General features: G+C 70.5%; 19 protein-coding genes and 1 pseudogene. 9 read left to right on the top strand and 11 right to left on the bottom strand.

Annotated elements, in window-relative coordinates; all coding sequences use genetic code 11:
- Positions 1–5 precede the first annotated feature (5 nt).
- On the top strand, positions 6–1,244 hold the full coding sequence (locus V6U81_RS21060; protein ID WP_334491581.1) for a hypothetical protein: 1,239 nt from the start codon (positions 6–8) through the stop codon (positions 1,242–1,244).
- 472 nt (positions 1,245–1,716) lie between these two features.
- Here V6U81_RS21060 and V6U81_RS21055 read toward each other — a convergent pair whose 3' ends face one another.
- Complete coding sequence (locus tag V6U81_RS21055; RefSeq protein ID WP_334491580.1) at positions 1,717–3,084, bottom strand: PQQ-dependent sugar dehydrogenase; 1,368 nt, start codon at positions 3,082–3,084, stop codon at positions 1,717–1,719.
- Between the two features lie 197 nt (positions 3,085–3,281).
- Here V6U81_RS21055 and V6U81_RS21050 point away from each other — a divergent pair, with 197 nt between their 5' ends.
- The 4 genes from V6U81_RS21050 (at position 3,282) to V6U81_RS21035 (ending at position 8,138) form a co-directional block, all read left to right on the top strand.
- The gene (locus V6U81_RS21050; RefSeq protein ID WP_334491579.1) at positions 3,282–5,876 is read left to right on the top strand and encodes a galactose oxidase family protein; all 2,595 of its coding nucleotides are present in this window, start codon (positions 3,282–3,284) and stop codon (positions 5,874–5,876) included.
- Positions 5,877–6,153: 277 nt separating this feature from the next.
- Positions 6,154–6,663 (top strand): DUF2267 domain-containing protein, encoded by a 510-nt coding sequence (locus tag V6U81_RS21045; protein ID WP_334491578.1) that lies wholly within the window; start codon positions 6,154–6,156, stop codon positions 6,661–6,663.
- Between the two features lie 130 nt (positions 6,664–6,793).
- Complete coding sequence (locus V6U81_RS21040; protein ID WP_334491577.1) at positions 6,794–7,186, top strand: DUF2267 domain-containing protein; 393 nt, start codon at positions 6,794–6,796, stop codon at positions 7,184–7,186.
- A gap of 40 nt (positions 7,187–7,226) precedes the next feature.
- Positions 7,227–8,138, top strand: coding sequence for a TIGR03619 family F420-dependent LLM class oxidoreductase (locus V6U81_RS21035; protein WP_334491576.1), 912 nt, complete (start codon positions 7,227–7,229; stop codon positions 8,136–8,138).
- Between the two features lie 17 nt (positions 8,139–8,155).
- Here V6U81_RS21035 and V6U81_RS21030 read toward each other — a convergent pair whose 3' ends face one another.
- The gene (locus V6U81_RS21030) at positions 8,156–8,590 is read right to left on the bottom strand and encodes a TIGR03668 family PPOX class F420-dependent oxidoreductase (protein WP_334491575.1); all 435 of its coding nucleotides are present in this window, start codon (positions 8,588–8,590) and stop codon (positions 8,156–8,158) included.
- A gap of 158 nt (positions 8,591–8,748) precedes the next feature.
- Here V6U81_RS21030 and V6U81_RS21025 point away from each other — a divergent pair, with 158 nt between their 5' ends.
- Positions 8,749–9,099 (top strand): hypothetical protein, encoded by a 351-nt coding sequence (locus tag V6U81_RS21025; protein ID WP_334491574.1) that lies wholly within the window; start codon positions 8,749–8,751, stop codon positions 9,097–9,099.
- 53 nt (positions 9,100–9,152) lie between these two features.
- Here V6U81_RS21025 and V6U81_RS21020 read toward each other — a convergent pair whose 3' ends face one another.
- Entirely contained in the window at positions 9,153–10,022 is an 870-nt protein-coding gene (locus V6U81_RS21020) for an NAD(P)-dependent oxidoreductase (RefSeq protein ID WP_334491573.1), read from the bottom strand.
- Positions 10,023–10,269: 247 nt separating this feature from the next.
- Between V6U81_RS21020 and V6U81_RS21015 the strand changes: the two genes are divergently transcribed.
- The gene (locus V6U81_RS21015) at positions 10,270–11,493 is read left to right on the top strand and encodes a multidrug effflux MFS transporter (RefSeq protein WP_420884052.1); all 1,224 of its coding nucleotides are present in this window, start codon (positions 10,270–10,272) and stop codon (positions 11,491–11,493) included.
- Between the two features lie 76 nt (positions 11,494–11,569).
- On the opposite strand, the gene V6U81_RS21010 is transcribed toward V6U81_RS21015, so the two are convergent.
- Positions 11,570–13,198 carry an isovaleryl-CoA dehydrogenase gene (locus tag V6U81_RS21010; protein ID WP_334491571.1) on the bottom strand — a complete coding sequence of 543 codons (1,629 nt, stop codon included), beginning with the start codon at positions 13,196–13,198 and terminating at the stop codon, positions 11,570–11,572.
- Positions 13,195–13,794 carry a TetR/AcrR family transcriptional regulator gene (locus V6U81_RS21005; RefSeq protein ID WP_334491570.1) on the bottom strand — a complete coding sequence of 200 codons (600 nt, stop codon included), beginning with the start codon at positions 13,792–13,794 and terminating at the stop codon, positions 13,195–13,197. Before V6U81_RS21005 ends, V6U81_RS21010 begins: the two co-directional genes overlap by 4 nt.
- A 177-nt stretch (positions 13,795–13,971) precedes the next feature.
- Between V6U81_RS21005 and V6U81_RS21000 the strand changes: the two genes are divergently transcribed.
- Positions 13,972–15,900, top strand: a complete 1,929-nt coding sequence (locus tag V6U81_RS21000) for a beta-propeller domain-containing protein (RefSeq protein WP_334491569.1) — start codon at positions 13,972–13,974, stop codon at positions 15,898–15,900.
- 59 nt (positions 15,901–15,959) lie between these two features.
- Here V6U81_RS21000 and V6U81_RS20995 read toward each other — a convergent pair whose 3' ends face one another.
- Complete coding sequence (locus V6U81_RS20995) at positions 15,960–16,952, bottom strand: TIGR03842 family LLM class F420-dependent oxidoreductase (protein WP_334491568.1); 993 nt, start codon at positions 16,950–16,952, stop codon at positions 15,960–15,962.
- 12 nt (positions 16,953–16,964) lie between these two features.
- A pseudogene (tnpA, locus tag V6U81_RS20990) lies at positions 16,965–17,388 on the bottom strand (IS200/IS605 family transposase).
- Positions 17,389–17,470: 82 nt separating this feature from the next.
- On the opposite strand from tnpA, the gene V6U81_RS20985 reads away from it, so the two are divergent.
- Positions 17,471–18,637 (top strand): RNA-guided endonuclease InsQ/TnpB family protein, encoded by a 1,167-nt coding sequence (locus tag V6U81_RS20985; RefSeq protein ID WP_334491567.1) that lies wholly within the window; start codon positions 17,471–17,473, stop codon positions 18,635–18,637.
- A 26-nt stretch (positions 18,638–18,663) separates the two neighbouring features.
- On the opposite strand, the gene hydA is transcribed toward V6U81_RS20985, so the two are convergent.
- The 4 genes from hydA to V6U81_RS20965 all read right to left on the bottom strand — a co-directional run bounded on the left by hydA (position 18,664) and on the right by V6U81_RS20965 (position 24,318).
- Positions 18,664–20,082 (bottom strand): dihydropyrimidinase, encoded by a 1,419-nt coding sequence (hydA, locus tag V6U81_RS20980; RefSeq protein WP_334491566.1) that lies wholly within the window; start codon positions 20,080–20,082, stop codon positions 18,664–18,666.
- Positions 20,079–20,921: a nitrilase-related carbon-nitrogen hydrolase gene (locus V6U81_RS20975; protein WP_334491565.1), complete on the bottom strand. Its 843-nt coding sequence runs from the start codon at positions 20,919–20,921 to the stop codon at positions 20,079–20,081. The genes hydA and V6U81_RS20975 overlap by 4 nt, the downstream gene beginning before the upstream one ends.
- Positions 20,918–22,474 carry an NCS1 family nucleobase:cation symporter-1 gene (locus tag V6U81_RS20970; protein WP_334491564.1) on the bottom strand — a complete coding sequence of 519 codons (1,557 nt, stop codon included), beginning with the start codon at positions 22,472–22,474 and terminating at the stop codon, positions 20,918–20,920. Before V6U81_RS20970 ends, V6U81_RS20975 begins: the two co-directional genes overlap by 4 nt.
- 239 nt (positions 22,475–22,713) lie before the next feature.
- Positions 22,714–24,318, bottom strand: a complete 1,605-nt coding sequence (locus tag V6U81_RS20965; protein ID WP_334491563.1) for a PucR family transcriptional regulator — start codon at positions 24,316–24,318, stop codon at positions 22,714–22,716.
- Positions 24,319–24,347 lie beyond the last annotated feature (29 nt).

Here is a 24,347-nt window from a genome sequence, read left to right as displayed (position 1 = left end):
GCCGGATGCGAGTTCTCTTCGAGGGCGTCGTCCCCCTCGCCTACGGACAGTTCTACGTGGCCAGTCAGGAATTGCCGGACATGACAAAAGGGTTCGCCGGGCAGGTGAACGGCCTCTGCGGAGCCGGCGAGCCGGGCGCGCTGTTCCTGATGACCGGTACGCATACCGGGCGGGTCCGGCTGCGGGTCGAACTGCACGAGCACGAGCCGCCGGCCGCCGCGGACGAGTGGGAGGAGGTGGTCGAGGCCCCGTTCCTGCCGCGCGCCGCGACGGTCGACCTGGTGCCCTGGGGCGACGGATCGCTGGCCGCGTTGCCGCTGACGCCGGACGGGCAGGAGGCCTACCTGCTGCCCACCTTTCGCGTACGGTATTGCGCCGCCGGCATGGACGAGGGGCGTGATCCGTACGGCGGGTTCGACCCGGACACGCTGGAGGATGACGACTACACGTATATGGAGCAACGGCCGGACCGCTACCTGCTGTGCTTCTGGCCCGACGGCGCGGGAGGCAGCCCCGTCGACGGCGGGCTGCGTGCCGACGCGATCGTCCGGCAGACCAGCGGCGCCGCCGGGTACTGGCACAACTGGGCCTCGACCCTGCCGGCGCCACCGTCGCTGTGGGACCAGGTGGAGACCACGAAGCTTGAGCGGCGAGAGCAGAAGCGGCGCGCGGAGGAGTACCGGCGGCGGGAAGAGGAGCGGCGCTGGGGTGGGCGCCCGCCGGGGGAACGGTTGCGTCAGGTCCGGGGCAACGTTCAAGGGATCGCCCTGCTGGACCGGGACCTCGTCGACGGCGTTGCCGAGGCTGACGATGTCATCCAGCGCCGGATCGCGGTCTGGGCCGCGCGGCAGGCGTTCGCTCTCGCCGGCATCGCGGACCTCGGCTGGATGGCCCCGGCATGGGCGGCGCTGGAGCGCGGAGACCTCCTGCCCGCCGAGTTCACCGACCCGAAGGCGCTGCTAGCGCGGATCTCGGGCGCGCAGGAGCCCGGCGGGTACCGCGTCGTCGGGGTGGTCCGGCAAAGCCATGGCGCGGCCCTTTCGCTCGGCGCGATACTCGACGGCCCGGTGGATCCGGCAGCGATGGCGTTGCCGGCGCTGGCGGCTGCCGCCGGGCCGGATCCGCTGCAGGCCGCGCTGGAAGCGCTGTGGGCGGCGATCACCACCTACGCGGCTCGGCGCGCGGAATTCCTGGCAGAAGTGCGCCGGGCGTTTCCCGTCGTCGATTCAAAGGGCCCATGCTGACGAAGTGCCATCCGCGATCGCGAACTGCTGCTTCATGCGGCGGCCCTACCGCCGTCAGGGCAATGCCTGCGGGCACTACGAAACACGGCCCAATTGGCCCTGAAGGCCCGCCGTCGCCGTGCGCTCACATGCCGCTGACAACGCGCGTTCAGCTACGGGCGACTCGTCACCGTGAGTGAACGGAAGTCCCGTTGACCGACACGGCAAGCCCTCGGAACCGACGGCGATCCAGTTCGTCAACCAGTCCGTGGCCTCGTCGAGCATGCGGGTCTGCGGGCACAGCGCCACCTGCGGCCCGGCGTGGGCGAGCAGGTCGACCACGACCTGGCGGCGCTCACGCAGCGGCAGGGCAAGCAGCAGGAAACCCCGTGGGAGACCGTGGGAATCCCCTCCCGTCAGCGAGGGGAGGAAGTCAAGGCTGACACTGTGCCGCATTTTCCCCCCGCGTTCGCGCGCAGGATCGGCGTCGGCGCTAGCCGGCGGGGCGGGGCGGCGCAAGCCGGATCACCGCGTCGCTCGCGTCGTCACTGACCAGCAGCGTGCCGTCCGCGTCGATCGCGACGTCGACCGGCCGGCCCCACGCATCGCCCGTCGACTCGTCGAGCCACCCGGTGGCGAGGTCACGCTGCTCGCCCGGGCCCTGCCGCCACGGGAAGTGGATCACTTTGTATCCGGTGGGCCGGCTGCGATTCCACGAGCCGTGCAGGGCGATCACCGCGCCGAGGTCCGGTGCCGCCGTACCGGCCGTGAAGGTCAGGCCCAGCGGGGCCGAGTGCGCCGGGATGCCCACGTCGATCGGCGTGGCCGTCGCACAATCGGCCGCCCGCCCGTCCCGGTTGAAGTCGTAGTCCCGGTCGTACGGCATGTTACGCACGCCCCGGTCGGGGTTCGGGTTGCAGAACGGCCAGCCGTAGAAGCCGCCCTCGCGGACCCGGGTGAAGGGCTCCGGCGGATGGTCATCCACGTACGCCGTGACCCGGCGGCCGAGGTCGCCGCGGCCGTCGCCGTCGACGTCCCGGTCGTCGGGCACCGGCAGGTTGTCGCGGTTGTTGACCACCGCCCACAGGTCACCCGAGTCGGGGGCGAACGCGAGCCCTTCGGCGTTGCGCAGGCCACGGGCGAACAACCGGCGATCGGCGTTGCGTCCGGCCGCGTCGTACGTGTAGATCGCTCCGCGCTGCGGATCGCTCCGGGTGTCGCTGATGCAGACGTTGCAGGTGGAGGCGATCGAGACGTACAGCCGCCCGTCGCGGACGGCGATGTTCTTCAGCACGTGCGCGTACTGGCCGCGCAGTTCGCGGGTGCTGGTGTCGGGCAGGCCGTCGGCGACCACCTCGCCGGGTCCCGGCCGGTCCCCCGTGCCGTATGGATAGCGCACCACCCGGTCCGCCTCGGCGACGAAAACCCATCTGCGACCGGCGACATCGGCGAACACGATGTCGTGCGGCCGGTTGAGGCCGGTGAGGAACTTACTGGCCTGACCGGTGCCGTCGGCGCCCTTGCGAATCAGCAGGACGGTTCCCCGGCTGGGCTGGGACAGCAGCAGGTCGCCGGCGGGGGTCGGGGCCATGAACCGCGGCTTGGCCGCCCGGACGTACACCGAGGCGGACCAGCCCGCCGGCAGGTTCAGGCGGCGCGGTACGTCGTACGGGGCGGCTGTCAGGCCGGCGGGCACCTGCACCGGGACGCGGACCAGGTGGTCGGCACCGCCCGCAGCAGCCCGGCCTGGAGTCGACGGCCCCGGCGTCGCGCTGGGCCGGCGATCGGGTTGCCCGCACGCACCGGTCATCAGCACGAGGACGGCGAGCAGGCCGGCAGCGCGTCGACGGCGCGGGATCATGCCGACGACGGTACCGCCCGCTGCCCGGATCAGGTGAACCCAGATCCGCCGGATGCGGTCCGAACTACCCCATGGTGGCCATCTTCGGCACTTTCGGCTGATTCGCCTCGGCGCTGCCGGGTGGAAGCCTGAGCACTGACTCAGTGGCTCCTGACCGCCGCTGGCCAGGAGTTCTCGGCGTGACGGGGGTGTCGCCGATGGCAGACCGACCGACGAAGCGTCTCTTCGGGCGCCTGTTCGAGCGTCGCCTGATCCCGATCGTGGTTCTCCTGATCGGTCTGCTCGCTGTGCCGATGCCCAGCTACGCCCGCGATCCCGGCAACCCGGCCCAACCCGCATCGGGCGGCGGGTCCCCGGTCGTCGACCCGCACGCCGGCCACCGCGCCGCCGTGGCGCCGACCGGCGGGCCGTCGATGACCGGCACCATGGCGATGAGCGAACCGCCCGGGGAGTCGTACGTCAAGCGGGAGCTGGTCCTGCCCACGACGGGCTGGATCGCCACGGCCAGCGATCAGGCATCGGCCTACCCGGCCGGCAACGTGCTCGACGGCTTGCCGACGACGATCTGGCACTCGCGCTACGCGACTCCCGCAGCGCCGTTGCCGCACACCGTCACGATCGATATGCGCAGCGCGCTCAGCATCAAGGGATTGACGTATCTGCCACGGCAGGACACGTCGTCGAACGGCAACGTGGGCCGCTACTCCGTCTCGGTCAGCAGCAACGGGACCGCGTGGGGCTCGCCGGTCTCGACCGGCACGTGGGGCGACACGAAGGTGCTGAAGACTGCCGTCTTCGCCGCCGTCAACGCGCGCTACGTACGGCTGACCACCCTGTCCGAGGCGGGCAACCGCGGCCCGTGGTCCGCGGCGGCCGAGATCAAGGTGATCGGTGGCCCGGCCGTGGCCGGGGCGTTGCCCCGGGCAGGCTGGACCGCGAGCGCCAGCGACCAGGCCGCGGCGTACCCCGCAAGCAACGTGCTGGACGGCAACGCCACGACGCTGTGGCACTCCCAGTACTCGCCGGCCATGCCGCTGCCGCACACCCTCACCATCGACATGAAGGCCACGAAGAGAATCGGCGGCCTCACCTACCTGCCACGCGCCGACGCGTCCAACAACGGGAACATCGGCCGCTATTCCATCTCGGTCAGCGTCGACGGCAGCGCCTGGGCCACGCCGGTGGCGAACGCCACGTGGGTCGACGACAAGACCGCGAAGACCGTCGCCTTCGCCCAGGTCGACGCGCGCTACGTGCGGCTGACCGCCACCACGGAAGCCGGCAACCGCGGCCCGTGGTCGGCGGCGGCCGAGATCGAGGTGCACGGCTCGGCGCCGGCCGCGGGCGTCGGCGGCAGGTGGAACGCGCCGATCGGCTTCCCCGCCGTACCCGTCTCCGCCGTATTGCTGCCCAACAACAAGGTGCTCACCTTCGCCGCAGTCGGCGACATGAGATTCGACAAGACCGGTGCCACGACGATCGTGTCCATTCTGGATCTCGCTACTGGTGTGGTCAGCCCGCCGGCGAACATCAACACCCAGCACCAGATGTTCTGCAGCGGGCTCGCCGTCCTGGCCGACGGCCGGGTGCTCATCAACGGCGGCAGCACCGACGGCGCGACCACCATCTACAACCCGGCGCTCAACTCGTGGACGACAGGGCCGCGGATGCAGATCCCGCGCGCCTACCAAAGCACCACGCTGCTCTCCGACGGGCGCGTGTTCACGCTCGGCGGTTCCTGGTACGACGCTGCCGGCAACAAGGACGGCGAGGTCTTCACACCGAGCGGCAGCAGCGGCACGTGGGCGAAGCTGACCGGCGTCACGGCCACCCGGATCCTCACCGCCGACCCGGCCGGTGTCTACCGCTCCGACAACCACGCCTGGCTGTTCGCCATCTCCGGCGGCGCGGTCTTCCACGCCGGCCCGAGCAAGCAGATGAACTGGATCACGACGAGCGGGGCGGGCACCATCGTCGGCGCCGGCAACCGCGCCGACAGCGCCGACGCGATGAACGGCAACGCGGTCATGTACGACATCGGCAAGATCCTGACCTTCGGCGGGGCCACGGCGTACCAGGACGCCGGTACCGTCACCAACGTCCAGGCCACCCGGCGGGCGTACACCCTGGACATCACGGCCGGGCGCGGACAGCCGGTCGTCACCACGCGCGTCGCGGACATGGCGTACGCCCGGTCGTTCGGCAACGGCGTCGTCCTGCCGGACGGCACTGTGCTGGCGCTCGGCGGCCAGCAGCATCCGCAGGCCTTCACCGACACCGGAGCCGTGACCAGCCCGGAACTGTGGGACCCGGCGACCGGCCGGTTCACCACGATGGCGCCGGAGGTGGAGCCGCGCACGTACCACAGCGTCGCGCTCCTGCTGCCCGACGGCCGGGTGTTCTCGGGCGGCGGTGGGCTCTGCGGCTCGTGCGCCACCAACCATCCGAACGGCCAGATCTTCACACCGCCGTATCTGCTGAACCCCGACGGGTCCGCGCGGGTCCGGCCGACGATCACCGCCGCGCCCGCGACGGCGTGGCCCGGCACGACGATCACGGTGACCACCGGCGCGCCGGTCCCGCGCTTCGCGCTCGTGCGCACGTCGGCCGTCACCCACACCGTCAACACCGACCAGCGGCGGATCCCGCTCGCGCCGATGAGCGTCAGCGGCACGACGTACACGCTGCCGATCCCGGCCGACAGGGGCGTTGCGCTGCCCGGCGACTATCTGCTCTTCGCGCTCGACACGCAGGGCACGCCGAGCGTCGCCAGGTTCATCCGGATCAACTGAAGAGGGTGGGGCGAAGCCCCACACGTTGATGATTTCGTGGTCGCGGGTGACTTCGTAGCCGCTCTGGCGCAGCTTCGCCAACAGCTCGCCCGCCCGTGCCGATTCATCGGAATGTCGAGGAGTCGGCGTAGCGCGCCTTGGTGATTCGCCCGATGGGGATGAGGCAGGGTCACCCCCCGTCCCAGGAGGCTGTCGAGGTACCAGTTCGCTCGGCACCCGAGAGGTGACGTTTGCATGACTGTCTCTCCTGCGCGGCGATCCGGCCACGTCCCGCCCCGTGGTGGTCGCACCAATCGACGTGGAAGAGACCGATGACGCCTCAAACTGGCGGTTCGACGGCGATCGGGCCGGAGAGGAGAATCAGGTGGAATACGAGGATTTCATCAACGCAGTCGCCACGCGGGCAAAGGTGTCGACCGATCAGGCGGCGACGCTCACCCGCGCGACGTTGGAGACATTGGCAGATCGGATCAGCGCCGGCCAGGCTGAGGACCTTGCCTATCAGCTTCCGGAAGGGCTTGACGATCCCCTGCGCAAACCGCCACCGCTTACAGGTAGAGGGGAACATGCCAAGTCGTTCGGGCTCGAAGAGTTCGTGCGGCGGGTGGCGGACCGCCCGGCCGTCGACCGTGCGCTCGCCGGTGCCGGGGTCGGCGCGGTGCTCACCACGCTACGTGAGGCTGTTTCCCGTGACGAGTTCGAGGACGCGATGGGCCAGCTTCCGAAGGAGTTCCGGCAGGTGATCGAACCGGTGGGTGCCGGCGGCGGGCAGCACCTCCGCTCGTAGCACGCAGTCGACGCAGCAGCAGGTGTGCCCGCGCCGCACGCGGGTACGCCGCTGCCGACCGCGCCTGGGGGAGGCGTGGATGGCGAGCGAGGCGCCGCGACGCACCCCGACTGGTTCGAAAGGAGAACTGGTGAACTACGCCGAGTTTCTCGAAGCGGTGGGGAAGCGGGCGGGCATGCCGGCGGCGGAGGCGGCGAAGCTCGTCGGAGCCACGCTGACGACCTTGGCGGAAGGGGTCAGTGGCGCCGAGGCGCGGGACCTGGCCACCCAGCTCCCCGAGGAGTTGCGAGGCTACCTGCACAAGGAAGTGGACTTCGCCGAACGGCTCGACTTCGTGCAGTTCCTCCATGAGGTGGGGGTCCGCGCGGGAACGGATGACGAACGGCCCGCTGAGTGCGCCCGTGCCGTATTGACGACCCTGGGCGAGGCGGTCAGCGCCGAAGACCTCGAGAACCTGGAATCCGAGCTGCCGAAGGACATCCGGCAGCTGCTTCATCCGGTGGGCCGCAGCGCCGGGGCCTGAACCGAGCCACTTCCTGGCCGGATCTGGGTACGGTGCCCGGGTGGAGGTTGGATTTGCCCCGCCCGTCTCCGGCTCGTGGGCCACACCGGAGCACATGATCCACGTCGCCCGCCGCGCCGAGCAGCTCGGATACCACTCGCTCTGGACGTTTCAGCGGCTTCTGGTGCCCGCCGATCTCGGCTGGAGCGAGACGTACCACAGCGTCCAGGACCCGGTGACCACGCTGGCATTCCTGGCGGCCCACACCACGCGGGTCCGGCTCGGCGTCGCGGTGCTCAACATGCCGTTCATCTCTCCGGTGCTGCTGGCCAAGCAGACCGCGACTCTCGACATCCTCGCCGGCGGACGGCTCGACGTGGGACTCGGCCTCGGCTGGGCGGACGAGGAGTATCAGGCGACGGGTGTGAGCAAGCATCGGCGGGGCCGTCGGGCCGAGGAGTTCCTCACCGTTCTTCGCGCCCTCTGGCAGTCCGACGTCGCCGAGCATCGCGGCGAGTTCTATCAGGTCCCGCCGACGCGCCTGGAGCCGAAGCCCGTGCAGCGGCCACACCCGCCGATTCTGCTCGGTGGCCACGCGCCTGCCGCGCTGCGCCGGGCCGGCCGGCTCGCCGACGGCTGGGTCAGTGGCAGCCAGGCGGACCTGACGCGCATCGGCGAGGCGGTCGCGACCGTCAAGGCCGCCGCTGCGGAGGCCGGCCGCGATCCCCGCTCACTGCGATTCGTCTGCCGCGGCGCGGTCCGCGTACGCCCGACGGGCCCGCCCGAGCGCGAGCCGCTCACCGGCAGCTTCCAGCAGGTCCGGTCGGATCTCGCCAGACTCGCCGAAGCCGGCATCACGGAGGTGTTCGTCGACCTCAACTTCGATCCGGAGATCGGCTCACCCCGCGCCGACGCGCAGGCGTCGCTGCGACGGGCCGACGAGGTGCTCGACGCCCTCGCCCCGACCCACTGACACCCTCGAATCGGCGCTCACCCGGCCGGGTCGGCTGGCGCGTCCGCCGCAGACCATTCCGACCAGCCGGTCACCCGTATCGCCACCACCGGCCCGGCTGGTGGCCGCTGGATGTACTGCGGGTACTTGTCGGCCAGCGCCGCGCGGGCCGCCGCCTCCTCCGCGCGGTCCTCCACCAACCAGCCGTGCCCGTCCAGCCGAACCCACCACAGCCGCGACCAGTCCTCGTCGTACTCGTCGACCAGCAGGCAGGCATGCCCCGTCGCCTGGATGTTCTCCAGCCGGCGTAGCCGCCGGTGGCGCTTGGGCTTCTCGTCCACGGCGTGGTAGACGACATCGTCGAGCAGGACGAAGCACACGGGCACCAGGTGTGGACGCCCATCCGCTCGGACGGTGGCCAGCCGGGCCACCCTGGCCGACCGGACCCGATGCCGGAGCTCGTCGGCGGGCACAGGCCCGACGGTAACAGCGGACACCCGTGATGGTGACTCGTTGTGGCCGCGGCCTCCGCCTGAGCCTGACGACAGGCGCCGCCGGCAGCCCTGGTCACGGCCGGACCAACCATCGTGATCGGGCCCCTGGTGATCGGGCGGCGGGTAGCGTGAACGTCGTGGAGGATCTCGGCGCGAAGGTCTCGTACCTCGCGCTCGCCGTCGGCACCCGGGTCTACGACGTCGACTCGGCACCCGTCGGCGTGGTCGAGCACGTGCTCGCCGACGAACGGCTGGACATCTTCCACGGCGTGATCGTGGCGCCGCCGGGGCCGGACCGGTCCCACCGCTTCGCCCACCGGGAGCAGATCGCCGACCTGTACGAGCGGGGCGTCGTGCTGTCGGTACCCGGTGCCGAGATGCGCGATCCGAGTGAGGATCGGCCGGCCGGAGTGGTCGAGGACGCCGATCACAACCCGGTCCAGCCAAACCGGCGCCGTGCCTGGGAGCGGCTGAGTCGACCCCGCTGAACCGTGCAGCCGGAGTTCAACCGCCACCTGACGGGCGGGTGCACAGCCGGGTTTCAGGCCGATCGGGCAGTGTCGGTGATGTGCGCGAGTAGGGCCGAGTAGTCCCGGTCGCCGAGGCCGGCTTCCTGGGCTGCCACGACCCACTGCCGGGCGGCCGCCGCGACCGGCAGTTCGACACGTGCCGACTCGGCGGCCGACACGACCAGATCGGCGTCCTTACGGGCGAGTGACAGCGCGAACCGGACCGGGAACTGACCGGACTCGATCGCCGGCCGCCGCCGATCCGCTTGCGAGCCGACGGGAGTCGCGGACAGGACCTCGAACGCGATGTCCCGCGGCAGCCCGAGCCCGTCCGCGAGAGCGAGCGCCTCACCGAGCACAGCGAGCACCCCGAAGAGGGTCGAATTGGCGACCAGTTTGGCGGCCGCGCCGGCACCGAGCGGCCCGACATGCAGCGGCGAGCCAAGCGCGCCCAACACCGGCATCCAGCGTTGGACAAGCGGCTCCGGCCCTCCGACGAATATCCGCAGCGAACCCGACTCGGCCTCCGAGACGCTGCCCAGCACCGGTGCATCGAGCAGGCCAACGCCATCCGGCAGCATCCCCGCCAACCGTCGCACGGCAGCGGGCCCGACCGTGGACATCTCCACGAGCGTCGTCGACGCGGTGGCACCGGCGAGGATCCCCTGCGGGCCCTCGGCCACATCTTCGAGCGCCGCCGGGTCGGACAGCATCGTGATGACCAGGTCCGCCTGGCGGGCAGCCTCTGCCGGACTGTCGGCAGCGACCGCGCCACGCGCCACAAGATCGCTGGCCCGCTGCGGCGTGCGGTTCCAGACCACGAGGTCATGGCCGGCATCGAGCAGCCTGCCCGCCATCCGGCTACCCATCCCACCCAGACCGATCACCGCGACCGTGGCCATGGCCCCATCCTGTCAACGTCCCCTGGGCAGTGCCGCAGGTTCAACAACTCGCCGCCAATGAAGGCCCGGATCCGGCTGTGAGCTGAGGCACCTTCGATCCGGTCGGGAATGGGATCACCCGCCAGGGATTTGGTCGAGGTGTGATCGCCGTACACTTCTCCGCCCGGATCCGGACGGACTCTGCCGCATGACCGCCGCTGCCCTGGTGACCGAGTCGCCCACCCCGCCCCAACTGTCCGGTGATCTGATGAGCCCCCGGCAACGACTGCGGCTCGTCCTCGTCCTCGGCTCGCTGATCGCGATCGGGCCGCTGACCATCGACATGTACCTGCCCGCGCTTCCGGCCATCGCCGCCGATCTCCACACCACGTCGGCGGCCGTCCAGCTGACCCTGACCGGCACCCTCGCGGGCCTCGCCCTCGGCCAGTTGCTGATCGGCCCGCTCTCCGACGCGGTGGGGCGGCGCGTGCCACTGCTCGCCGGCACCGCGCTGCACATCGTGGCCTCGGTGCTGTGCGCGGTCGCGCCGAACATCGGAATGGTCGGCACGCTGCGCGTGCTGCAGGGGCTGGGGGCCGCGGCCACCTCGGTGGTGGCGGTGGCGGTCGTACGCGACCTGTTCAGCGGCGCCGCCTTCGCCAAGCTCTTCTCGCGCCTGATGCTGGTGATGGGGGTGGCCCCGATCCTGGCCCCCACTCTCGGCAGCGGGCTGCTGCGCTGGTCGGACTGGCGGGGTGTGTTCGTGGCTCTCGCGGTGTTCGGCGTGCTGCTGATCGCGGTCGCGGCGTTCGGACTGGGGGAGACCCTGCCGCCCGAGCGGCGACGCCACGGTGGCCTGGCCGCCGTCGTGCGGGACTACCGCTCGCTGCTGCGCGACCGGACGTTCGTCGGTCTCGTGCTGGTCGCCGGGCTGGCCATGGCGGCGCTCTTCGCGTACGTGGCCGGGTCGTCGTTCGTCTTCCAACAGCAGTACGGGCTCGACGAGCAGCAGTTCGGACTGGCCTTCGGCGCGGGTGCGATCGGCCTGATCGCCGCCACCCAGCTGAACGTGCGGCTGCTGCGTCGGTACTCGCCGCAACGGATCCTCGTCACCGCCCTCGGCGTGGGCACCGCCGCCGGGCTCGTGCTGCTCGCCTTCGCCGCGACCGGCTTCGGTGGCCTCCCGAGCATCCTGGCTTCGCTCTGGGTGGTGCTCGCCGCGGCCGGGCTCGCCATGCCGAACGCCCCGGCCCTGGCGCTGTCCCGGCACGGGGAGGCGGCGGGCACCGCCGCGGCGCTGCTCGGCGCGGTGCAGTTCGGGGTCGGGGCGCTGGCCGCGCCGCTGGTGGGCGTGCTGGGAACCGGAAGCGTGGCGATGGCCGCGGTGGTGGCCGGCGGCATGGTGGCGGCGATGGCCGTCCTGCTCACGGTCGTCCGGCCCGGGCGGCTGGTCGAGGTCGAGCCGGCCGTGGTGGCCGTGGCCCCGCACTGACGGTAGCCGACGGCCCGCAACGAACGACGGCCCCGAAGTGGCGACGGGAGTGCTCCTGCTGTTGGGGAGCTTCCTGTCAGCCCACCTTTGGCGTGGCGCGGGAGATGATCGCGGCGAAGTCGACGCCGCTCGGCAGGGTGCCGTACGCCTGGCCGTGGTCGCCGCCCAGCCGGGACGCGCAGAAGGCGTCGGCGACGGCGGGGTGGCCGTGCCGCACCAGCAGCGAACCCTGCAGCACCAGGGCGAGCCGCTCGACGATGCGGCGCGCCCGCAGCTCAAGGTCGGCGGGGTCGGACAGGTCGGCCTGCACCTGGCGAACCGCGGCGTCGAGTCGTGCGTCGGTGCCGGCCGCGGCGCTCACCTCGGCCTGGAACGCCTCCACGACCTGGGGTTCCTTGACGAGAGCGCGCAGCACGTCCAGTGCGGCGACGTTGCCGGAGCCCTCCCAGATCGAGTTCAGTGGCGACTCGCGGAACAGCCTCGGCATGCCCGACTCCTCGACGTAGCCGTTGCCGCCCAGGCACTCGAGGGCCTCCGCGGCGTGTGCCGGCCAGCGCTTGCAGACCCAGTACTTGCCGACGGCGAGGGCGAGCCGTTTGAACGCGGTCTCGCTGGCGTCGCCGCGCGCGGATCGGTCGGTCGCTCCGGCGAGGCGCATCATGAGAACGGTGGCGGCCTCGGACTCGATCGCGAGATCGGCGAGCACGTTGCGCATCAGTGGCTGGTCGATGAGGTACCGGCCGAAGGTCTGCCGGTGGGTGGCGTGGTGGGCGGCGGTGATCACGCCCTGGCGCATTCCGGCCGCCGCCCCGATCACGCAGTCGAGGCGGGTCAGGTTGACCATGTCGATGATCGTGCGCACGCCACTGCCCTCGTCTCCGACGCGCCAGGCGACCGCCTGCTCGTATTCGACCTCCGCCGAGGCGTTGGACCGGTTGCCGAGCTTGTCCTTCAGGCGCATCAACCGCATCGGGTTGCGGGTGCCGTCGGGAAGGACACGCGGGACGAGGAAGCAGGTGATTCCGCCCGGTGCCTGGGCGAGGGTGAGGAAGATGTCGCACATCGGCGCCGACGTGAACCACTTGTGCCCGACGAGCCGGTAGGTGCCGTCCGGCTCAGGGCGGGCGGTGGTGGTGTTGGCGCGCACGTCCGAGCCGCCCTGCTTCTCCGTCATCGACATGCCCGCCAGCAGCCCCGGCTTGGCCAGCGGCGGACGCAGCCCGAAGTCGTACGTCGTGGCGGTGAGCAGCGGCTCGTACCGCGCGGCCAGCTCCGGGCTGTGCCGCAGCGCCGGCACTGCCGCATAGGTCATCGAGATCGGGCAGCCGTGGCCGGCGTCGGGCCGCCACGTGTAGAACTTGGCGGCCCGGGCCACGTGTGCGCCCGGTCGGTCGTCCGCCCACGGTGCGGCGTGCAGGCCGTGCGTGACCGCGGTGCGCATCAGCTCGTGCCAGGCGGGGTGGAACTCCACCTCGTCGATCCGATGGCCGTAGCGGTCGTGGGTGCGCAGGACCGGCGGATGCTCGTTGGCCAGCCGCCCGTACTCGATGGCCTGCTCGGCGCCGCCCAGCCGGCCGAGCTCGTGCAGCTCGGCGGCGGCCCAGCCGGCGCCCTCCCGCTCGAGCCCGTCGAGCAGTGCCGGGTCGTCCGCCGCGTCGTAGCCGGCGAGCGGGGGAACCTGGTTGAAGACCTCGTGTGTCGTCACGGCGATACTCCCAGCGCGCGGTGGATGAAGGCGATCAGGGCGGGGATGGTCTCCGGGCCGGCGACCCCGGCGGCAAGCGGACCGACCATGGCCTCGGCCAGGGCGCCGACCAGCGCGGTCGCGGTCAGCTCCGGATCTTGCGGGGGTAGTTCACCGCTCGCCACACCCGCCGCGACGTGCCCGGCGATCAGTTCGGCGTACGCGCGGCGGAAGACGAGCCGCTCGGCGTCGACCGCCGGGTCGACCGGCTCGGCGAGCAGGGCATACGCCAACCGTGGGGACTGCAGCGCGCGGCCGGAGAACGTCTCGACGACGGCTGCCATCTGCTCGGCGGCGGAGGCCTCCAGCGCTGCGGCGCGCGCGACCGCGTCCACCTCGCGCTGGGAGGCCGTGCGGAACACCTCGGCGAACAGGTCGGCCTTGGTCGGGAAGTGGCGGTAGACGCTGCCGGTCGCCACGCCGGCCCGCTCGGCGACGGCGGCGACCGAGCAGCCGGCGTACCCGTGCTCGGCCATGATTCCCAGCGCCGCGGCGATGATCCGTTCCCGGGAGGCGCTCAGCCGAGCCTTCACCCGTTCGGTGCTCCGGTACGCCACGCAAGGATTGAACCATCATTCAATCCTTGCGACAAGGCTGATCGAGCTCGGTCAGGGCATGCTGGGAACCCAGCGCGGGGCAGCCACGTCGTAGGGGGCATGACGGGTAGCAGCGCCCACGTACTCCATCCCACGGCCGCCATCGGCGTCCCCCGGATCATGACTCCAGCTCGCGTCATGGGACTGGCCCTGGTCGCCGGCCTGGCGCTGGTCACCGGCTGTACGGCGGAGCCGGTCCCCGTGCCGCCACGTGACCGGGGCGTGCCGGCCGGCGGGTTCCAGCTCGTCGCGTTCGACTCCTGCCCGCAGGCGCTGCGGCAGCTGAAGACGGCTGCCAAGGCCTACGTCGGGCCCTGGGGGTTCGGGCCGAACGGGGACATGCGTACCTTCGGCCGCGCCGAACGGGCTGAGGCGCCCGCCGCGGCGGGGCGGGAGGATGCGGCGCCCAAGGGCTACTCGGGCACCAACACACACGAGGCCGGGGCCGATGAACCGGACCTGGTCAAGACCGATGGCAAGCGGATTGTCACCGTGAGCCACGGCAAGCTGTACGTGGTCGACCCGGCCACCCGCCGGCTGACCGGAGAGCTGGAACTGGCACCGGGTGCCGATGGGTTCGGCGGGGCCGAAGACGGCCTGCTGCTGTACGGTGACCGGGCGCTGGTGCTGCGCCCCGACGGGTGGGCCGGGACGGCGAAACCGGCCGTCCCCGAGGGAGGCGCGCGCGACGCCCCGATGCCGGACGGCATCGTCGGCCCGCAGCTGATCATGGTCGACCTGTCCGGCGAGCCGAAGATCATCGGCGAATACCGGATCGACGGCAATCTGGTGGACGCCCGTCAGGTGGGCACGACGGTCCGGGTCGTGGTCCGCTCCGCGCCCCGGCTGAACTTCCCGTACCGGGAACGGGCCACCGATGAGCAGCGCACCACCGCCAACCGCGAGATCATCGACAACGCCACCGCCGACGACTGGCTGCCCCGGTACGAGGTCACCTCCGGCGGGCGAACGAGCGCGGGACGGGTCGGCTGCGAACGAGTGAGCCGGCCGGCCGCCTACTCCGGCACGTCGCTGGTGACCGTGCTCAGCTTCGACCTCGGTGCGGCTACGCTCGGCGCCGGCGACCCGGTCACCGTGATCGCCGACGGCGACACGGTCTACAGCAACGGACCTCGGCTGTACGTGGCCAACGACCAGCGCTGGCGGGTGCTGCCGATGCTGACCGCCCGGAACATCGCACCCGATCCCAGGGACGAGACCACCGAGATCTATCAGTTCGACATCTCGGGCGCGGGTGCCCCGCGGTACGTCGCCGCCGCGTCCGTACCGGGCTGGCTCATCAACCAGTACGCCATGTCCGAGTGGGACGGGCACCTGAGAGTGGCCACCACCAGTGGCCGTACCTGGGGCGACAAGCCGAACTCGACGTCCAGCGTGTACGTCCTGCGTGCCGACGGCACGGCGCTGACCCGGGTCGGCAAGGTCACCGGACTGGGCAAGGGGGAACGGATATACGCGGTACGGTTCGTCGGCGGCACCGGGTACGTCGTCACCTTCCGGCAGACCGACCCGCTCTACACCGTCGATCTGCGTGATCCGGGGGCGCCGAAGGTGAGCGGCGAACTGAAGATCAACGGGTATTCGGCGTACCTGCACCCGGCCGGCGAAGGACGGCTGCTCGGTGTCGGGCAGGAGGCGTCCGATCGGGGGCGTGTCCAGGGCACCCAGCTCTCGCTCTTCGACGTCTCCGATCCGGCCAAGCCGACCCGGATCGCCCAGTATCACGTCAAGCAGGGGCACTCCGAGGCGGAGTTCGACCCGCACGCGTTCCTCTACTGGCCGGCCGAACGCCTGGTCGTGGTCCCACTGACCGTCCACGGCACGGGCCTGCCGAGCAACGTGGCGCTGGCTCTGCGAGTCGGCGACGGCGGGTTCACCGAGGTCGGCACGGTCGATCACACGCTGGGCACGGGGCGTCCCGAGGATCTGGCGCCGATCCGGCGCTCACTGGTGGTCGACGGGGTTCTCTGGACCGTTTCCGACGCTGGCCTCAAGGCGACCAGTCTCTCCACCATGAAGACCCTCGGCTGGCTGCGTACGGCGTGACCCCCCTGGTGGTGTCCGGGGTGGCCCGCCGCCCCGGACACCACGCTCAGCAGCCGGGATCAGACGTGCGTGATCACGTTCTTGCCGTACGAGGAGAGGGTCTTCTCCTTGTCGTCATGCATGAGGTAGAGGGCGAAGTTGTGCACCCCGATCTCCTTGAGCTCCTGTAGCCGGTCGACATGCGCCGACTCGGGGCCGACGAGGCAGAACCGGTCGACGATCTCATCGGGTACGAAGTCGGTGGACGGATTGCCGGCGCGGCCGTGGTGTGCGTAGTCGTAGCCCTCGCGGCCCCTGATGTAGTCGGTGAGCGCCTTCGGCACGACCCCGGAGTCGCCGTAGCGGGCGACCAGGTCGGCCACGTGGTTGCCGACCATGCCGCCGAACCAGCGCAGCTGATCCCGTTGGTGCGCGAGGTTGGTGCCCACGTAGGCGGGCGCGGCCACGCACATCGTGATTGAGTCGGGATCTCGACCTGCTGCAGTAGCTGCGTCGCGTACCGAGCCGATCGTCCAGCGGGCGATGTCGGGATCGGCCGTCTGCAGGATGAAGCCGTCGGCCTGCTCGCCGACCAGCCGCAGCGCTTTCGGGCCGTAGGCGGCCATCCAGATCTCCAGCCTGCCGTCACGCACCCATGGGATGCGCACCGGCGTGCCGTGGTGTTCGACCTCGTTGCCTTCGGCCAGCTCCTTGATCACGTGCATCGCTTCCTTCAGCGTGGCCAGGCTCGCCGGCGGCTGGCCGATGACCCGCCGGGCCGAGTCGCCGCGGCCGATCCCGCACACCGTGCGGTTGCCGAACATGTCGTTGAGCGTGGCGAAGAGCGACGCGGTGACCGACCAGTCGCGGGTGCTCGGGTTGGTCACCATCGGCCCGACGATCAGGTGCTTGGTGGCGGCGAGGACCTGCGAGTAGATGACGAACGGCTCCTGCCACAGCACGCAGGAGTCGAACGTCCACCCGTAGCGGAACCCGTTGTCCTCGGCGGCGGTGAGGCCGGCCACGACGTCGCGAGCTGGCGGGTCGGTCTGAAGTACGACACCGAAGTCCACCGCTTCTCCTTTTCAACAGTTGCTAGGCGGGAGCCCCGGTCCTTCAGGGCCGGAGGAACGCTGTTGCGGACCGGGATGTTTCTGGTTTTCGATGTATGCCTTGACCACGGCGAGTGGTGCGCCGCGGCAGGACCCGGCGAAGTACGACGGGGACCACAGGTGCGCGCCCCACGGGTACCGGCGCAGGTGCGGTTCGTGCTCCTGGCGCAGTCGGCGGGCCGATACGCCTTTGAGGCTGTTGACCAGTTTCGACAGTGCGACGGCCGGCGGGTAGTGCACGAGCAGGTGGACGTGGTCGTCCTCGTCGTTGAACTCGCGCAGCTCCGCGGAAGTCGGTGCAGACGTCGGCCATGATCTGCTGGCAGCGAGTGAGGATGGGGTCGGTGAGCGCGCCCCGCCGGTACTTCGTGGTGAGGACCAAGTGGGCATGATGCAGGTTGTGTACGACTGAGCGACCTCGGCGAGCATCCGGGTCTGGGGTCCGTCTGGGTGACAGAGGCCGAAGCTACGGTGGTCGTGTGAAGCTGGTCGTGCAGGTGAAGCTGCTGCCGACGCCCGAGCAGGCGTCGGCGTTGGAGGCGACCCTGCGCGCGTGCAACACGGCGGCGTCGGACGTGGCGGCCGTGGCCCGGGAGACCGGGGTGTACCGGAACTACGACCTGCGTAAGCACGTCTACGCCGGGATCAAGGCCGACTACGCCCTGGGTGCCCAGGCGGCCCAGCACGTGATCAAGAAGGTCTCCGACGCCTACGCCACCGTGAAGGCGAACCTGCGGGCTGGCAACTACGGCAAGCCCGGCTCGAAGCGGCGCCGCAACGTCGAGACCAACCCGATCGGGTTCCGCTGGAACGCGGCCCAGCCCTATGACGCCCGGATGCTGTCCTGGCAGGCCGATGCTCGGACCGTGTCCATCTGGACCACGCACGGCCGGCTCAAGGGCGTCGCCTATACCGGGTCCGCCGACCAGCTCAAGGCGATCGCCACCAGCAAGACCGGCGAGTCGGACCTGATCTTCCGGGACGGCATGTGGTTCCTGTACGCCACCGTCGAGGTGCCCGAACCTGAACTGATCGACCCGTCCGGCTTTCTCGGCGTGGACGTGGGCATCGCCAACATCGCCTACGACTCCGACGGCACTCGCTACGCCGGCGACCGGCTCAACGGCTACCGCCGGCGGCAGCTGCGGCTGCGCAAGCGGTTGCAGGAGAAGGACACCAAGTCGGCCCGGCGGCTGCTGGCCCGGCGCAAGAAGAAGGAAGCGCGGCACGCCGCGAACGTCAACCACTGCATCGCCAAGACCATCGTGACCGAGGCTGTACGCACCGGTCGCGGCATCGCCGTCGAGGAACTGACGGGGATCCGCGAACGGGTCCGGCTCCGCAAGCCCCAATGGGTCACACTCCACTCGTGGTCGTTCCACCAACTCGGCAGCTTCCTGGACTACAAGGCCCGCCGAGCAGGTGTACCGCTGGTCCAGGTCGACCCGCGGTACACCTCCCAGACCTGCCACGGCTGCGGGCACCGCGACAAGCGGAACCGGCCGGACCAGGAAACCTTCCACTGTCGGTCGTGCGGGGTCGTTGCCCACGCCGATCACAATGCGGCCCTCAACATCGCCCAGCGTGGCGTCGAGGGTTGGGGCGCAGTCAACCGTCCGCACGCGGCATCACCCTGCATCCAGTAGGGGGACTGACCTGCAAGCCTGCCCATTCATAGGCGGGTAGTTGACACCAGGTACTGACTGAGATCGCGCTTGAGGAACCTGCCGTGCCCGGCCGCGCCGTGGAAGGCGTTGCCGTCGACCACGACCCGACCACGGGACAGCACGGTGGAGACCTTTCCGGTCAGCTCCATGCCCTCGTACGCGGAATAGTCCACGTTCATGTGGTGGGTGCTGGCCGATATGGTCTGCTGGGCCGTCGGGTCGTACACGGTGATGTCCGCGTCCGCGCCCGGCGCGATGACGCCCTTACGCGGGTAGAGGCCGAACATCCTGGCGGGCGTGGTCGAGCTGATCTCCACCCAGCGCGGCAGGGTGATCTCGCCCTTCACGACGCCCTGATAGAGCAGGTCCATCCGGTGCTCCACGCCGGGCATCCCGTTCGGGATCTTGGAGAAGTCTCCCCGGCCCAGCTCCTTCTGGTCCTTGAAGCAGAAGGGGCAGTGGTCGGTGGACACCAGCGACAGGTCGTTGGTGCGCAGGCCCCGCCACAGTTCCGCCTGGTGCTCCTTGGGGCGCAGCGGGGGAGAGGCGACGTACTTCGCGCCCTCGAAGTCGGGCTTGGCCAGATCCTCCAGCGACAGGAACAGGTACTGCGGACAGGTCTCGGCGAACACGTTCTGGCCGGTGTCGCGGGCCTGGGTGACCGCGTCCAGGGCGTGCGCGGCGGACAGGTGCACGATGTACAGCGGCGAGCCGGTGACCTTCGCCAGCGCGATCGCCCGCGAGGTGGCCTCGCCCTCCAGCTCGGGCGGCCGGGTCAGGCCGTGCTGCACCGGGTCCGTCTGACCGTTGGCCAGCGCCTGGAGGATGAGCTGGTCGATGGCGATGCCGTTCTCCGCGTGCATCATGATCATCGATCCGGTGTCCCGGGCCTTCTGCATCGCCCGCAGGATCTCCCCGTCCGTGGCGTAGAAGACCCCCGGATAGGCCATGAACATCTTGAACGTGTTGACGCCCGCGTCGATGCAGGCCTCCATCTCCTTCAGAGACGTGTCGTTGACGTCCGACACGATCATGTGGAATCCGTAGTCGATTGCGCAGTTGCCGTCGGCCTTGCTGTGCCACTTGTCCAGCGCGGACAGCAGCGAGGTCCCCTTGCCCTGGACGGCGAAGTCCACGATGGTCGTCGTGCCGCCCCAGGCTGCGGCGATCGTCCCGGTCTCGAAATTGTCCGCCGAGAACGTGCCGCCGAACGGCATCTCCATGTGGGTGTGGCCGTCGATGCCGCCGGGCACCACGTACTTCCCGGCGGCGTCGATCACGTGCTCGGCGCCGGACGCCCACTGCTGCGCCAGACCCGAGTCGGGCGCGGCGAGCGCCGCGATCCGCTCGCCCTCCACCAGCACGTCGGCCGGGTACGCACCGGTGGCGTTGACGACCGTTCCGTTGCGGATGACGATGCTCACGGCGTCACCAGCGATTCGTACGTGTCCGGCCGGCGGTCCCGGTAGAACGCCCACAGGTCGCGGACCTCGGCCAGCTTGTCCATGTCGAGGTCGCGGACGACGACCTCCTCCTCGGTGTCCGACGCGGCGTCGCCGACGAGTTGACCGCGGGGGTCGACGAAGTAGGACTGGCCGTAGAAGTCGTTGTCGCCCAACGGCTCCACGCCGACCCGATTGATCGCGCCGACGTAGTACTCGTTGGCGACCGCGGCGGCGGGCTGCTCCAGCCGCCACAGGTACTCCGACAGGCCGCGGCTCGTGGCGGAGGGGTTGAACACGATCCTCGCGCCGGCCAGCCCCAGTGCGCGCCAGCCCTCCGGGAAGTGCCGCTCGTAGCAGATGTAGACGCCGATGCGCCCCACGGCGGTGTCGAACACCGGATAACCGAGGTTTCCGGGCCGGAAGTAGAACTTCTCCCAGAACCCCTTCACCTGCGGGATGTGGTTCTTCCGGTGCTTGCCGAGGTACGTGCCGTCGGCGTCGATCACCGCCGCGGTGTTGTAGTAGACCCCCGGCTGCTCCTGCTCGTACATCGGCACGATCAAAACCACGCCGTGCTGCTCGGCGACCTCGCGCATCAGCGCGGTCGTCGGCCCGTCCGGGATGGCCTCGGTGTACGAGTAGTAGTCCGCGTCCTGGATCTGGCAGAAGTACGGGCCGTAGAACAACTCCTGCAGGCAGACCACCTGTGCGCCCTGCGAGGCGGCGCTGCGGATGGCCTCGACCGCGTTGGCGATCATCGACTCCTTGTCGCCGGTCCACTTCTGCTGCACCAGCCCGGCTCGGATGATGTTGCTCATTTCTCCCCCTTCGCGTGCGCGGTGCGCGGCATCGACAGCGCCAGGTAGACGAGGAACCCGCCGATCAGACCGACCACCCAGCTGTAGTCGTAGAGCGGCTTGAGGAACGGGATGAGCCCGTCCTCCGGGAACGGCCCCTTGCCGGGTGCGGAGTAGGCGCCACCCACCGCGAGGACCGCGCCGACGACGGTGGCGACGATGGCGGCCCAGTTCCACCCGCCGGAGAACCAGTACCTACCCTCGGGGCGGTAGAGGGCCGGCAGTTGGAGGCTGGTGCGGTACCGGATCCAGTACCCGGCGATGAGTACGCCGGCGACCGCGCCGAGCAGGCCACCGTAGAAGCCGAGCCAGACGAAGATGTAGATGTTGGGGTCCTGCACCAGGCGCCACGGCTGGATCAGGATGCCGAGCACGCCGGTGATCAGGCCCCCGGTCCGGAAGCTCACCAGTCGGGGCGCGGCGTTGGAGAAGTCGTACGCCGGGCTGACCGTGTTCGCCGCGACGTTCACCGACAGCGTGGCGACCACGACGGTGAACAGGCCGAGCGCGACGACCAGTGGGTTCTCGAACTTCGCGGCGAGCTGGATGGGGTCCCAGATGGCCTCGCCGTAGATGACGGCCGTGCCCGAGGTGATCAGGATCGACAGGATGGCGAAGAACGACATCGTGGTCGGCAGGCCGAGGACCTGGCCGTACGCCTGCTGCCGCTGACTGCCGCCGAACCGGGTGAAGTCGGGGATGTTCAGCGACAGCGTCGCCCAGAAGGCGATCATCCCCATCAGTGACGGCGCGAACAGCTTCCAGAAGTCGGCGCCCCAGCCCAGCTTCGACGGCTCGGACAGGATCGGGCCGAGCCCGCCCGCCTCGACCAGCACCCAGATCAGCAGGGCGACGGCGACCACGATGACGAACGGTGCGGCCCAGTTCTCGAAGCGCCGCAGGGTGTCCATGCCCCGCCAGATGATCGCCATCTCGATCGCCCAGAACAGGAAGAACGAGGCCCACAGCGTCCACGGGTGGTCCATCACCGTCGCCGCGTCGACCCACCAGGAGCCCAGCAGCTTGCCGGCGATCGCGTAGATCGCCTCGCCGCCGATCCAGGTCTGGATGCCGAACCAACCGCACGCGATGAAGGCGCGGAGCAGCGCCGGGAGGTTCGCGCCGCGGACTCCGTAGAACGCGCGGGCGAAGACCGGGAAGGGGATCCCGTACTTCGTGCCGGCGTGGCTGTTCAACAGCATCGGGATCAGGACGAGCAGATTGCCCAGCGTGATCGTGAGGAACGCCTGCACCCAGTTCATGCCGAGCTGGATGAGCCCGGCGGCGAGCAGATAGGTGGGAATGTTGTGCGCCATGCCGATCCACAGCGCCGCGAAGTTGTACGTGGTCCAGGTGCGCTTCTCGATGGGAACCGGGGCGAGTTCCTCGTTGAAGTAGCGGCTGTCGGCGATCGTCGAGAAGTCACGCAACTCGACTCGGCCATCCGGATGGGTGATCTGTGTGCCCGGCTCGGCCGCGGTGGTTTCGGCGGGGCGCAGGGGTTCAACGGCCATCGGTCACCTCCCTGTCACGCTGCCGCAACAGCGGCCGTCCAACCGGCGCGTGCTGCGGGTGGGGGCGGATCAGCACGATCTTTATCTCGGAATGGTGGGTGTCCCGGACCCGCCACGGGCAGCGGCAAAGTGTCCACGCTTGCCATGATCGGGGCACACTCTGTCCACGGGCATGCCCGCACGGAGCTGTCAATCGCCGCGGCGGATGGATTCGGGCCTCCTGCCGGACCCTTGACCCGTCACGCGTCGTCGAGGTCGTGCACCAGCAGCGCCACGTACAACGACAACATCGACTCCGGGTCCTCCAGCGACACCCCGAGCACCTGCGCGATCCGCGACAGCTGCTGGTAGTAGGCCGTACGTGACAGGTGCGCCACGGCGGCCGCGGCCGACTTGTTGCCGCCCTGCTCGCAGAAGCAGCGCAGCAGCTCCATGAGCCGGCTGCCCTGCGTGTCATCCCGCGCCAACAGTGGCCCCAGCTCCCGATGGGCGAACGCCCGGACCCGTTCGTCCTCGCGCAGCAGGTGCAGCAGGCCGCGCAGTCGCACGTCGTTTAGCCGGTGGTAGAGCTGGGTGCTGGGGGAGCGCAGCGCGGCACCGGCGACGTGCGCGGCCTCGCCCAGACTGCGCCGCACATCGGACACCTGCGACACCGTCGTCCCGACCGCCACCACCACGGCACCTGCGGCCGAGCGGTGCACCTCTCTGGCCAACCGTCGCAGGACCGCGTCGATCCCCGCCTGCGCCGGCAACGACAGCAACGCGCGCACGCTCGTGTCGTCCACGACGCCCACCAACGCCGGCACACTCACCCGCCGCGCGGCCACCGCGGTCGCCTCCGCGAGGTCCCGCAACACCTCCTGCGTGGCCAGTGCGGGCGCGCGCGGCGTGATGCTCCCCGGCCGGATCGCCACCCCGACCAGCCGCCGCCGCTCCAGCGGTACGCCCAACGCGGCCGCTCGGGCGGCCAGGTCAGGAGGTGGCAACGCCTGGCCGAGCAGTTGCGCGAGCAGCATCCGGTGCGTCTGCCGCTCCAGACTCTCCCGATCCCGTGCCAGGAGCCGATGCACCGCCAGTGCCGACGCGGCCCGCTCCGCGACCACCACATGACGGTGCGGGGGAGGGCCCGGCGAGAGCAGAACCAGCCGTCCCCAGTCGGCGCCCTGCGCGCCGACCGCGGTGACCAGCCAGCCGGCTTCCTCGTCGTAGGCGGTTCGTCGGGAGACCGCCACCAACCGGGATCGCTGCCCCCAGTCGCTCAGCAGCTCGATCGGGTCCTGCCCGGCCGCGTCGTACGCGAGCACGTCGTGCCCCAGCGTCTCCAGGACGACCGGCAGCCCGGAGATCCTCGCGACCTCGCGCAACACCTCGGCCGGCTCCGCACCGGCGACCGTGAGCGCGGTGAACGTCTCGTGCACCTGCTCGGCCGCCCGTAGCTCGGCGAGCTGCGCGTCCACGATCAACGCCACGACCGCCTCCGTGACGGACACGAACTGGGTCTCCCGGGCCAGCGTGATCAAGGGAAGCCGGTGTCGTTCCGCAGCCGACACCAGCGCGTCCGGCACGTGGTCGCTCCAGCGCCGGACCAACTCCACCACGAGCCCCGCCGCGCCGACCGCGGCCAGGTCGTCCACGTACGTCGCCAGTGCCGCCTCCTCGTCCGGCAGCGCGATGCCGGTGGTCAGCACGAGTTCGCCGCCGCGCAGCAGATGAGCGATGTCGGCGACCTCCGCCACATGGACCCATCGGACGGGTCCTTGCAGGCCGGCGGACCCGGCGACGACCCGTGGCCGGCCGCGCCGGATCACGGGCAGCGCCAGGGCTTCGGCGACCGTGGGGTACATGTGGCCTCCCTCGACGGTTGCACACAACG

It is taken from the genome of Micromonospora lacuserhaii (assembly GCF_036902735.1).
GTDB lineage: Bacteria > Actinomycetota > Actinomycetes > Mycobacteriales > Micromonosporaceae > Micromonospora.
The sequence above is the reverse complement of the archived record's forward strand: the minus strand, read 5'-3'. Positions and strand labels throughout refer to the sequence as shown.